10 protein-coding genes are annotated in these 12784 nt (G+C 49.8%); 6 read left to right on the top strand and 4 right to left on the bottom strand.

Annotated elements, in window-relative coordinates; genetic code table 11:
* Window positions 1–11: 11 nt before the first annotated feature.
* The 4 genes from nusA to ACTHTQ_RS03910 all read left to right on the top strand — a co-directional run bounded on the left by nusA (window position 12) and on the right by ACTHTQ_RS03910 (window position 5790).
* Complete coding sequence (gene nusA / locus ACTHTQ_RS03925) at window positions 12–1517, top strand: transcription termination factor NusA (protein ID WP_003678742.1); 1506 nt, start codon at window positions 12–14, stop codon at window positions 1515–1517.
* A gap of 11 nt (window positions 1518–1528) precedes the next feature.
* The gene (infB, locus tag ACTHTQ_RS03920; RefSeq protein ID WP_440363154.1) at window positions 1529–4423 is read left to right on the top strand and encodes a translation initiation factor IF-2; all 2895 of its coding nucleotides are present in this window, start codon (window positions 1529–1531) and stop codon (window positions 4421–4423) included.
* A 519-nt stretch (window positions 4424–4942) separates the two neighbouring features.
* Window positions 4943–5122 (top strand): calcium-binding protein, encoded by a 180-nt coding sequence (locus tag ACTHTQ_RS03915; protein ID WP_049329809.1) that lies wholly within the window; start codon window positions 4943–4945, stop codon window positions 5120–5122.
* Between the two features lie 110 nt (window positions 5123–5232).
* Window positions 5233–5790 (top strand): nitroreductase family protein, encoded by a 558-nt coding sequence (locus ACTHTQ_RS03910; protein ID WP_283121160.1) that lies wholly within the window; start codon window positions 5233–5235, stop codon window positions 5788–5790.
* A gap of 79 nt (window positions 5791–5869) precedes the next feature.
* Here the strand turns inward: ACTHTQ_RS03910 and ACTHTQ_RS03905 are convergent, their stop codons facing one another.
* From ACTHTQ_RS03905 to yajC, 4 genes are all read right to left on the bottom strand, one after another.
* Window positions 5870–6751 (bottom strand): carbohydrate kinase family protein, encoded by an 882-nt coding sequence (locus ACTHTQ_RS03905; RefSeq protein ID WP_440363153.1) that lies wholly within the window; start codon window positions 6749–6751, stop codon window positions 5870–5872.
* A 324-nt stretch (window positions 6752–7075) separates the two neighbouring features.
* Window positions 7076–8011 carry a protein translocase subunit SecF gene (gene secF, locus ACTHTQ_RS03900; protein WP_188213765.1) on the bottom strand — a complete coding sequence of 312 codons (936 nt, stop codon included), beginning with the start codon at window positions 8009–8011 and terminating at the stop codon, window positions 7076–7078.
* Window positions 8012–8014: 3 nt separating this feature from the next.
* Window positions 8015–9868 carry a protein translocase subunit SecD gene (gene secD / locus ACTHTQ_RS03895; protein ID WP_440363152.1) on the bottom strand — a complete coding sequence of 618 codons (1854 nt, stop codon included), beginning with the start codon at window positions 9866–9868 and terminating at the stop codon, window positions 8015–8017.
* A gap of 79 nt (window positions 9869–9947) precedes the next feature.
* Window positions 9948–10214: a preprotein translocase subunit YajC gene (yajC, locus tag ACTHTQ_RS03890; RefSeq protein WP_003678762.1), complete on the bottom strand. Its 267-nt coding sequence runs from the start codon at window positions 10212–10214 to the stop codon at window positions 9948–9950.
* A gap of 178 nt (window positions 10215–10392) precedes the next feature.
* Here yajC and ACTHTQ_RS03885 point away from each other — a divergent pair, with 178 nt between their 5' ends.
* Complete coding sequence (locus tag ACTHTQ_RS03885; protein WP_440363151.1) at window positions 10393–11451, top strand: histone deacetylase family protein; 1059 nt, start codon at window positions 10393–10395, stop codon at window positions 11449–11451.
* A 236-nt stretch (window positions 11452–11687) separates the two neighbouring features.
* A complete protein-coding gene (locus ACTHTQ_RS03880; RefSeq protein WP_003686191.1) occupies window positions 11688–12752 on the top strand; it encodes a 2,3-butanediol dehydrogenase in 1065 nt (354 codons plus the stop codon).
* Window positions 12753–12784 lie beyond the last annotated feature (32 nt).

Genomic DNA, 12784 nt, shown 5'->3' with positions numbered 1-12784 from the left:
GATTCTAGAAAATGAGTCGCGAAATGTTACAGCTGGCCGAAGCGCTGGCAAGTGAAAAAAACGTTGAAACGGAAGTCGTATTCAAAGCCCTTGAATTCGCCCTCTCTACTGCTGCCAAGAAAAAAGCCGACCGCGAGCACATGGACGTGCGCGTCGAAATCGACCGTGATACCGGCGAATACCAGACCTTCCGCCGCTGGCTGATTGTTGCCGATGAAGACTACACCTACCCTGATGTAGAAAAAACCATCGAGGAAATCCAAGAAGAAATTCCCGGCACTACCATCCAAATCGGCGAATACTACGAAGAGCAGCTGCCAAACGAAGGCTTCGGCCGCCAAGCCGCGCAAACCGCCAAACAAATCATCCTGCAACGCATCCGTGATGCGGAGCGCGAGCAAAACCTGAACGAGTTCCTCGCTTCTAAAGAAGACATCGTTTCCGGTACGGTAAAACGCGTCGAGCGCCACGGCATCATCGTTGAAGTCGTCGCAGGCAAACTGGACGCACTGATTCCGCGCGAAGAAATGATTCCGCGCGAAAACTTCCGCAGCGGCGACCGCATCCGCGCCCTCTTCCTGCGTGTGGACGAAATCGGCAATACCGGCCGCAAACAAGTCATTTTGAGCCGTACCAGCGGCGACTTCTTGGCCAAACTCTACGCCAACGAAGTGCCTGAAATTGCAGACGGCCTGTTGGAGATCCGCGAAGTAGCACGCGATCCCGGCCAACGCGCCAAAGTTGCCGTTAAAGCCAACGACCAACGCATCGACCCGCAAGGTACTTGTATCGGCGTGCGCGGTTCCCGTGTTAACGCCGTGAGCAACGAATTGTCCGGCGAACGCATCGACATCGTATTGTGGTCTCCTGAGCCAGCCCAATTCGTGATGAATGCGCTGTCTCCTGCCGAAGTAAGCCGCATCGTGATTGATGAAGACAAACATGCTGTTGACGTAATCGTTGATGAAAACCAACTGGCGCTGGCCATCGGCCGCGGCGGTCAAAACGTCCGCCTGGCTTCCATTCTGACCGGCTGGCAGCTGAACATCATGACCGTTGAAGAAGCCGACGAGCGCAATGCCGCAGAAGACGCGGTTATCCGCAACCTCTTCACCACCCACTTGAACATCGACGACGAAACCGCCGATATCTTGGTGGAAGAAGGCTTTGCCACTTTGGAAGAAGTCGCTTACGTTCCAGCGGCAGAATTGCTCTCGATTGACGGTTTTGACGAAGAAATCGTTGAAACCCTGCGCAATCGCGCACGCGATGCGATCCTGACCATTACCATCGCCGCAGAAGAAAAACTGGGTGAAGTGTCTGAAGACATGCGCAATTTGGACGGCGTAGATTCCGACATGTTGCGCAAACTGGCTGAAGCCGGCGTTACCCAACGCGATGATCTGGCCGAATTGTCTGTTGACGAATTGGTCGAAATTACCGGTGTTGACGAAGAAGAAGCCAAAAAAGTGATTTTGGCTGCACGCGAACACTGGTTTACTGAAGAAAATAACTAAGGGGGTACTGAATGAGTAATACAACCGTAGCGCAATTTGCCGCCGAACTAAACCGCCCCGTCGATGATTTGCTTAAACAATTGAAAGAAGCCGGGGTCAACAAAAACAGCGGTAATGACAGCATAACCACTGACGACAAACAACTGTTGACTGCTTACCTGCAAAAGAAAAACGGCAGCAACAGCGGCACCATCAGCATCCGCCGCAAAAAAACCGAAGTCAGCACTGTTGACGGCGTAAAAGTGGAAACACGCCGCCGCAGCCGTGCCGTTACCATTCCTTCTTCCGAAGAATTGGCAGCGGAAGCCAAAGCCAAAGTAGCAGCGAAAAACCAAAAAGCCGAAGCAGAAAAAGTAGCCACTCAAGCCGCCGAAGAAAAAGCCAAAGCTGAAGCAGAAGCTGCCGCAAAAGCCGAAGCCCGCGCCAAAGCAGAGGCTGAAGCAGCCAGACTGAAAGCAGCCAAAGCCGCACCAAAAGCGGAAGATAAGCCTGTCGCAGCGAAAAAAGAAGAAGCCAAACCGGTTGAAACCGTAGAAGCCAAGGCCGAAGCAAAAGTTGAAGCTAAAGCAGACAACAAGCCGTCTGAAAAATCCGTTGAAGCTGAAAAACCAGCCGAAGCCAAAAAACCTGCCAAAGCCAAACAAGACAAAGGCGGCAAAGGCAAAGAAGCGAAAAAGACCGCCAAACCTGCCGCTCCTGCCGTACCGCAACCTGTCGTCAGCGTGGAAGAACAGGCTCAACGCGATGAAGAAGCCCGTCGTGCTGCCGCCCTGCGTGCGCATCAAGAAGCCTTGTTAAAAGAAAAACAAGAGCGTCAAGCACGCCGTGAAGCCATAAAACAACAGGCCGAGAAAGACTCAAAACCTACTAAAGAAGCCAAATCAGGCGAACGCAATAAACCTGCCGAGAAAGCCAAAGCAGCATCCGGCGAAGGCAAATCCGAACACAACGCGCGCGGTAAAAAAGAAGACCGTCGTGACCGTGACGAAGAAAACCAAGGCCGCAACGCCAAAGGCAAAGGCGGCAAAGGCGGCCGTGACCGCAACAATGCACGCAATGGCGACGACGAACGCGTACGCGGCGGCAAAAAAGGCAAAAAACTCAAACTTGAGCCAAACCAACACGCCTTCCAAGCGCCGACCGAACCTGTCGTACACGAAGTTTTGGTGCCTGAAACCATTACCGTTGCCGACTTGGCACACAAAATGGCCGTTAAAGGCGTCGAAGTGGTTAAAGCCCTGATGAAAATGGGCATGATGGTAACCATCAACCAATCTATCGACCAAGACACTGCCCTGATTGTGGTGGAAGAACTCGGCCACATCGGTAAACCTGCCGCCGCCGACGACCCTGAAGCATTCTTGGATGAAGGCGTTGAAGCAGTAGAAGCCGAAGCATTGCCGCGTCCTCCGGTTGTTACCGTGATGGGTCACGTTGACCACGGTAAAACCTCCCTGCTGGACTACATCCGCCGTGCCAAAGTGGTACAAGGCGAAGCGGGCGGCATTACCCAACACATCGGTGCATACCACGTTGAAACCCCACGCGGCGTGATTACCTTCTTGGATACTCCGGGTCACGAAGCATTTACCGCCATGCGTGCGCGCGGTGCGAAAGCAACCGATATCGTGATTCTTGTGGTAGCAGCCGACGACGGCGTAATGCCTCAAACCATCGAGGCGATTGCCCACGCTAAAGCCGCGGGCGTGCCTATGGTGGTAGCGGTAAACAAAATCGATAAAGAGGCGGCCAATCCCGAGCGTATCCGCCAAGAGCTGACTGCGCACGAAGTCGTGCCTGACGAATGGGGCGGTGATGTACAGTTCATCGACGTTTCCGCTAAAAAAGGCCTGAACATCGATGCATTGCTCGAAGCTGTCTTGCTCGAAGCCGAAGTTTTGGAACTGACTGCCCCAGTCGATGCACCTGCCAAAGGCATTATCGTTGAGGCACGTTTGGACAAAGGCCGCGGCGCGGTTGCCACCCTCTTGGTACAAAGCGGTACACTGAAAAAAGGCGATATGCTGCTGGCCGGTACTGCATTCGGTAAAATCCGTGCAATGGTTGACGAAAACGGCAAAGCCATCAATGAAGCCGGCCCGTCTATCCCTGTCGAGATCCTCGGCTTGTCCGACGTACCGAACGCAGGCGAAGATGCAATGGTATTGGCCGACGAGAAAAAAGCGCGCGAAATCGCCCTCTTCCGTCAAGGCAAATACCGCGACGTGCGCTTGGCCAAACAACAGGCCGCGAAACTGGAAAACATGTTCAACAACATGGGCGAAAACCAAGCCCAATCCTTGTCCGTCATCATCAAAGCAGACGTACAAGGTTCTTACGAAGCTTTGGCTGGCAGCCTAAAAAAACTGTCCACCGACGAAGTGAAAGTGAACGTGTTGCACAGCGGTGTTGGCGGTATTACCGAATCTGATGTCAACTTGGCCATCGCTTCCGGCGCATTCATCATCGGCTTTAACGTCCGTGCAGATGCTTCCGCACGCAAACTGGCTGAGAATGAAAACGTGGAAATCCGTTACTACAACATCATTTACGATGCCATCGACGACGTGAAAGCCGCCATGAGCGGTATGCTCTCTCCTGAAGAGAAAGAGCAAGTAACCGGTACGGTCGAAATCCGTCAGGTTATCTCCGTTTCCAAAGTCGGCAATATTGCAGGCTGTATGGTTACCGACGGTGTGGTCAAACGCGATTCCCATGTCCGCCTCATCCGCAACAACGTGGTTATCCATACCGGCGAGCTGTCTTCTTTGAAACGCTACAAAGATGACGTCAAAGAAGTCCGCATGGGCTTCGAATGTGGTCTGATGCTCAAAGGCTACAACGAGATTATGGAAGGCGACCAACTCGAATGTTTCGACATCGTCGAAGTTGCCCGTACTCTGTAATCAGACAGGCCGTCTGAAAAAAGAAGCAGGTTTTGCAATGCGAAACCTGCTTCTTTTTTCAGACGGCCTTTTTACAACCATTCATAGTTTGAAACTATGAAAATTGATGTGTGGTATATAAGAAACAAAACAGCCGCACAAGGCAAAGCCATTTGGCAAAAGAATAGACGACAAACTAAGCCTAATAAGGCTCTCTATATATTGTCATATCTTAATGTTTCTGTTGTTTTTATCAAATTTCGGCACTAGTATATACAGCCTAAACACAATACAAATTAAGCAATACCGGCCATATGCCGGATACGTTTACTTCCTTGTTACTCTCATCAATATCTAAAGAAAATATCATGACAATCAAAAAAGCAATGCGCAATTTGAATTACGACATTTAGAGCAATTACAGCCATCCTCCCTTGCACAAGCAACAACAGGCACGTCGGGAGATGACGTTTATTATGTAACCCGCAGCGACGATAAAATCATTGAAAACCCAAATGGCAGAGATGATACGGTTTACAGTTGAAAACCGGCGATGATTGGGTCTTAACCATCAAAGATACAGGCGACACCCTGACCATCCATGACATTGTCAACAATAATGTCGACAGCTTTGTATTCGGAAACGGTAAGAGCTACACCGCCGATGAAATCAGCAAAGCACTGATTACAGAAAATACACAAAACAACGGTATCCTGTAAAACTCAAAGGCCGTCTGAAAGCTTAATTCAGACGGCCTTAGTCCTTTGCTGATTTATTTATCGTTCTGCTATATAATTATTCTCATTCGAATTCACAAGAAAGAATAAAAATGGATGCCTTAAATCTCCTCACCACGCGTCGCTCTTCCAAAAAACTGACTGCTCCTGCACCCAATACCGAGCAACTGGAACAAATGCTGCAAGCGGCAACACAAGTTCCTGATCACGGCAATATGCGCCCTTTCCGCTTTACCGTTATTCAAAGCGAGGCCGGCTTACAACGTTTCCGCGAGCTGTTGAGCAAGACCGTTACCGAACTCAACTTCGGCGATGATGCCATGAAAAAGGCCGAACGCGTAGGCAACATGGCGCCCATGATTATCGGCGTTACATTTACGCCGAACCGTGAAGTGGCAAAACCCAAACCTGAATGGGAACAAATGCTGACTGCCGGCTGCGCCGCCTACGCGTTGCAACTGGCTGCTTCTGCTCAAGGCTTCGACAATGTTTGGATTACGGGCATGTGGGTCAACAGCCCATTGTTGCGCGAAGCATTTGAGTGTGCCGACAAAGACAAAATCATCGGTCTGATGATGATTGGTTCGGCGACCGAAGAAGGCGGCGGCCCGAAAAATACCAACTTGGAATGTTTTACAACTTATTGGTAAAGCCTGAAAACACTAAGGCCGTCTGAAAACCTGATTTAATGGTTGTTCAGACGGCCTTTTTATATCTATTATCGAAGCATCAAGCCGGATACATAAACGCTTCAATTTCTTCCAAAGAAATATCCGCCGTCGCGCCATGACGTGAAGCCACCAATGCACCCAACGCACAAGCAAAAGCAATGGCTTCTTGAGGAGGCGCATTGTTCAGCAGTTTGTAAGTCAAACCGCCAAGGAAGCTGTCGCCGGAGCCGACAGTATCCACCACTTTGACGCGGAAACCGCAATGGCGGTATAACTCGCCGTCCTTATACAAAACCGCGCCATGACTACCCAAAGTCACACACAAGATTTTGACCCCTGTCAGCTTAACAAGGTAGCTGATATTTTGTTCGATACTGTGATAAGGAGAGCCGTAAGCCGCAGCCAATTCATACAACTCATCATCATTGAGTTTGACCATATCGGACTGTTTAATGGTCTCCAACAAGCGGGCAATATCGTAATGGGGCTTGCGCAGATTAACGTCAAAAATTTTGAATTTGGCTTCTTTCAGCAAAACTGCCAAGCTTTTACGCGAAACTTCATCACGGGTTGCCAAGCTGCCAAAAACGAACGCATCGGATTCTGCCACACGTTTGATTGCCGCATCATCAACCGCAATCCTGTCCCACGCGCAAGGATAGACAATCTCATAAGACGCACTGCCACACTTATCCAAATGTACTTTCACCAAGCTGGTCGCACATTCATGACAAACCTGCAAATAATCAGTGTTGACGTTTTTGCTTTGAATCTGGCGTAGCAATTCTTCGCCATCGGCATCATCGCCACGACGGCTGATGATGGCAGTATCGATACCCAAAGACTGCAAACGAACGGTAACATTCAGGGGTGCACCACCGAATACCTTTCCGTTTGGAAAATCGTCCCACAGCACTTCGCCGAAACTGGTTACTTTCATTCTTGGCCTTCCTTTTTTGAGGTTGATTGGCAGGGTCTGCACGCCCAACAGATTTTTTGCAAATCATGTACTTGTAGTAAAACTCCAGCATCGGGGGCAAAAGTATTATGTTTTAAAATATTGGGACTGACAAGCAATTAAGGGCATATCAGACAATAAACTTGATTCATCACAAAATTATATTGTTCCTATTTTTTCTTTTTCTTTCACATTTATCTCCTCCTATTTCATTAAAACAAAATATTCTGAAATTTAAATACAAAAGGCCGTCTGAAAACTGATTCAAACAATTTTCAGACGGCCTTTATCGAATTATTGCAGTGTTTAGACTACAACTTCTTCTTTTTTCTTCACTTCTTTGGCAATGTTCTCACGACTCAAGCCAAACATCAGCAAGAGCGGGCTGGCAACCAATACGGAAGAGTAAATACCGAACACGATACCGATGGTCAGCGCCATAGAGAAACCGTGCAAGGCTGCACCGCCGAACACCAGCATAGAAACAACCATTGCCTCGGTCGAACCGTGGGTAATGATGGTACGGCTCATGGTTGCAGTAATCGCGTTGTCGATGACTTCCGGCACAGTGTGGCCACGCATATGCGGCTTACGGAAGTTCTCACGAATACGGTCAAACACAACCACTGATTCGTTCACGGAATAACCCAAAACTGCCAAAATACCTGCCAAGACAGTCAGAGAGAATTCCCATTGGAAGAAGGCGAAACAGCCAAGAATAATCACGATATCATGCATATTCGCAATAATTGCGGACACTGCAAAACGCCACTCAAAACGCATGGACAAGTAAATAATAATACCTGCCACCACGAAGCTCAATGCCATCAAACCATTGGTAACCAATTCTTCACCAACCTGAGGGCCGATGAATTCGACTTGGCGCAAGGTAACGTCAGGATTGTCTTTTTTCAGCAAATCCATCACTTGGTTGGACAGCTGGGCAGACGTTACGCCTTCTTTGTTCGGCAGGCGAATCATGATGTGTTTGTTCGTACCTAATGCCTGAACCTGTACATCACCCATTTTCAACGTATCGAGGCGTTCGCGCGTTTTATTCACATCCACGCCCTGCTGATATTGGACTTCCATCACCGTACCGCCGGTAAATTCGACGGAGAAATTCAGGCCTTTGGTTACCAAAAAGAACACGGCAGCGATAAACGTAACCAACGAAATAAAGGTCGTCAGTTTGCCGTAGCTCATAAACGGAATATCGCGTTTGATTTTAAATAATTCCATGTTTTACTCCTTGCCTTCTGCCATTTCAGCTTTCGGCTTCCATACCGCACCAATGGAAATATTCCGCAATTTGCGACGGCGGCCGTACCACAGGTTGACCAAAGCACGGAACACGACCACAGACGAATACATCGAGGTCAGAATACCGATACAGTGTACAACGGCAAAACCGCGTACAGGACCGGAACCGAATACCAACAAAGCAATACCGGCAATCAGAGAGGTCAAGTTAGAGTCGACAATGGTTGCCCAAGCATGTTGGAAACCCAGATTGATTGCCTGCTGAGGTGGTATGCCTCCGCGTAATTCTTCACGGATACGCTCGTTAATCAATACGTTGGAGTCAATCGCCATACCCAATGTCAATGCCAACGCGGCAATACCCGGCAAGGTCAACGTTGCCTGCATGGCAGACAAAATGCCCACCAAAAATAAGATATTGGTACTCAAAGCGATGGTAGAGAAGAAACCCATCAGGCGGTAGTAAACCACCATAAATGCAGCAACGGCGGCAAAGCCCCACAAGGTGGAATTGAAGCCTTTTTCAATGTTTTCTTTACCCAAAGACGGGCCGATGGTACGTTCTTCGACAATCTGCATAGGCGCAGCCAGCGAGCCGGCACGCAGCAACAATGAAGTATCGTTGGCTTCGGCAGTTGTCATGCTACCGGAAATCTCCACACGGCCACCGGTAATGGCGGAGCGGATGACAGGCGCAGTCACAACTTCGGATTTACCTTGGTCGATCAACACCATAGCCATACGTTTACCCACATTGGCCGAAGTCAATTCGCCAAAAATACTGCCACCCGCGCTGTCCAAGCTCAGGCTCACAGCAGGAGCGCCCATTTGGTCAAAGCTAGGTTGCGCGTCGTTGATGTTGTCGCCGGTCAGTTCAACTTGTTTGTTGACCAAAATAGTTTCCGGATGATCGCCACCGCTTGACAGCAACTCGTAACCAGTCGGTACATTACCGTTCAAGGCTTCTTGCAGTTTAATCGGATCGTCTTCCACCATGCGCACTTCCAAAGTCGCGGTACGACCAATAATGTCTTTTGCTTTGGCAGTATCTTGTACACCCGGTAGCTGTACAACGATGCGATCAAGACCGGATTGCTGGATAACTGGTTCTGCCACACCCAATTCGTTCACACGGTTGTGCAAAGTGTTGATGTTTTGTTTTACCGCATCAGTGCGTACTTTATTGATCGCCTCTTCAGACAGAGTCAGCACGATATTGTTGCCGTCTGCAAGCAAAGTGGCTTCAGGGAACATTTTTTGCAACTGAGGCAAGGCCTTTTGTACATCGGCGGCATCTTGCAGAGGTACGGTCAGACCGTTTTCAGCCTGATGCACCGTACCGGTACGGATTTTTTCGCGACGCAATTCGCGGCGGATGTCGCCGGCGTAACGTTCAAACGTTTTCTGCATCGCGGCTTTCATATCCACCTGCATGGTGAAATGCACGCCGCCGCGCAAGTCCAGACCCAAGAACATCGGATTAGCTTTAATTTTCGCCATCCACTCAGGACTGTCCGCCAAAAGGTTGAGCGCGGTAATATAGCCTTCGCCCAAAGTGTTTTCGATGACATCACGCGCTTTCAGTTGCGTTTCAGTATCTTTAAAACGCACTTTCAGCGAGTTATCGACAATGAACATACCGTCCGTCTGAATACCTGCGCTTTGCAACGCAGAAGACACTTTAGACTGGGTTTGCTCATTGATAACGATGGCTTGTCGGTTGGTCGATACCTGTACGGCAGGCGTTTCACCAAAAAGGTTGGGCAGCGAGTAAACAGCCGCAACCACAATTGTGAACGCAATCAGCAGGTATTTCCATAAAGGATAACGGTTCATGGTAAACCTTTGCTTTATTTATAAAGGCAAACAGCCGCACTCGGAAAATGAGGCGGCTTTTCGCAAAAAAAAAAACGGATTATTCGGCTTTCGCGGCAATCGCGTTGCGTTCCACTTCTACTTCGATTCTCGCACCTTGGCCGATGTCGACAGTGTAGAATTGCTCGCCGACTTTGGTCACGCGGCCTTTGAAACCTGCAGCCAAAACGACTTTATCGCCTACTTTCAAAGCAGCCAGCATAGCTTGGTGTGCTTTGAATTTCTTTTGTTGAGGACGCATAATCAGGAAGTAAAACACCACCATAATCAGCAGTAAGGGGGCAAATTGAGCCACAGCTTGATTCATAATATATCCGTTCTTTTGAGTTTTAAGATAAAGTAAAAAACTGCATACAGCCCAAAACGCAGTTGGTCGGACTGTAAAATTGAGCTATTCTAAAGGCCGTCTGAAAAATTTCCAAGCATTTCCGTATTTATTAACCATATTTAGCAGTCTTTACGACTTGTCCGACACATACTGTTCCATGTTCAAAAAAATCCTTTGGCGCATCAGCACCCGCCTACGCCGTTTGTTTGGCAAAAATGCCCGCACCGTATGGATTTCCCATCCTATATTTCTGCAGCACCAGCCGGGCACCAACCACCCCGACAAGCCAGAACGCATCAGCGCCATTCAAGCCGCCTTAAAAAAGGAAGGCATTTGGCGTCATCTGCAAACCGCTGAAGCACCCGAAATAAAAGATGCACAACTGGCATTGGTCCACTCGCGCAACTATCTGCACGAATTAGAGGCCGCACAGCCGCTCCCCGGCAAAATCCACCGCATCGATGACGATACGGTCATCAGCCACGACTCCCTCCAAGCCGCCCGCTTTGCAGCTGGAGCCGTTGTCAAAGCAGTCGATATGGTGATGAACAAAAAGGCTTGGCATGCTTTTTGCGCCATCCGCCCACCCGGCCACCATGCCCACAGCAACAGCGCCAGCGGATTCTGCCTCATCAACAACACCGCCGCCGGTGTGATGCACGCCATTGCCCAATATCGCTTGCGACGCATCGCCGTCATCGATTTCGACGCCCATTTCGGCGACGGTACGGCGGAGATTCTCCGAGACGATCCGCGCGTGATGTTTTTCAACCTGTTTGAAACCGACATCTTCCCCTTCCCGGAGGCGGAACAATACGCCGGCAGCAAAAATATGCTGCATACGCCCCTCAAACCGGGCACAGGCAGCCGTATCTTCCGCACGACCATCCGCGAACAATGGCTGCCCAAGCTCACGGCTTTCCGTCCCGAGTTGGTGTTGCTTTCAGCCGGTTTTGACGGACACAAACAAGACGAAACAGGCCGTCTGAACCTGCATGAAGCCGATTTTGCCTGGCTGACGCACAAAATCGTCCAAGCAACGGCAAGCTGTCAGGGACGTGTCGTTTCCGTACTGGAGGGCGGATATACCTTGGAATCCCTGTCCAAATCCGCCGCCGCCCACATCCGCGTATTGGCGGGCTTGAGCAAGGCCGATTACGTCATCGCCTACCAAAAGCATTTGAAGCGCGGCAAAAGTAACAATCCTACGCAATAACGCATTTAAACTATCGACCCAGGCCGTCTGAAAACACATCATCCGTTTCAGACGGCCGGCCTTTTTTTCATTTACACACGTTAATTTGAGCAAAGACAAACCATTTCCATATTATCAGTAGTAAAATAACAAAAATAAAACGGACAAATAAAAATAGTTCACACACCTCACTGCTACCCTTTCCCCAATTGACCGTCTTTTTCAGACGGCCTCCATTTAAAAAAAGGAGCGTTACAATGAAAGCAGCACGTTTTTACAACAAAGGCGACATCCGCATCGAAGACATTCCAGAGCCAACCGTCGCTCCGGGTACTGTCGGCATTAATGTTGCTTGGTGCGGTATCTGCGGTACCGACCTGCACGAATTCATGGAAGGCCCGATTTTCATTCCACCTTGCGGCCACCCACACCCAATCTCAGGCGAGTCTGCACCAGTCACCATGGGTCACGAGTTCTCCGGCGTGGTTTATGCCGTAGGCGAAGGCGTGGACGACATCAAAGTCGGCCAACACGTTGTTGTCGAACCCTACATCATCCGCGACGACGTACCGACCGGCGAAGGCAGCAACTACCACCTCTCCAAAGACATGAACTTCATCGGCTTGGGCGGCTGCGGTGGTGGCTTGTCTGAAAAAATCGCCGTCAAACGCCGTTGGGTACACCCTATTTCCGACAAAATCCCATTGGACCAAGCCGCTTTGATTGAGCCTCTGTCCGTCGGCCACCACGCTTATGTCCGCAGCGGCGCGAAAGCAGGCGACGTCGCATTGGTCGGTGGCGCAGGCCCGATCGGTTTGCTGCTTGCCGCCGTGTTGAAAGCCAAAGGCATCAAAGTCATCATCACCGAATTGAGCAAAGCGCGCAAAGACAAAGCCCGCGAATCCGGCGTTGCCGACTACATCCTCGACCCGTCCGAAGTCGACGTCGTCGAAGAAGTGAAAAAATTGACCAACGGCGAAGGCGTAGACGTCGCATTCGAATGTACCAGCGTGAACAAAGTTCTGGATACTTTGGTTGAAGCGTGCAAGCCCACGGCCAATTTGGTTATCGTCTCCATCTGGAGCCACCCCGCCACCATCAACGTCCACAGCGTCGTGATGAAAGAGCTGGACGTGCGCGGCACCATCGCCTACTGCAACGACCACGCCGAAACCATCAAACTGGTGGAAGAAGGCAAAATCAACCTTGAGCCTTTCATCACCCAACGCATCAAACTGGACGAATTGATTTCCGAAGGCTTCGAGCGCTTGATCCACAACAACGAATCCGCAGTAAAAATCATTGTTAATCCTAATCTTTAATCCTAGGGCTTAAAGAATAAACAGGCCGTCTG

Source organism: Neisseria sp. P0020.S003, assembly GCF_051957095.1.
Classification (GTDB): Bacteria; Pseudomonadota; Gammaproteobacteria; order Burkholderiales; family Neisseriaceae; genus Neisseria; species Neisseria subflava.
This window is presented reverse-complemented; position numbering and strand designations above follow the sequence as displayed.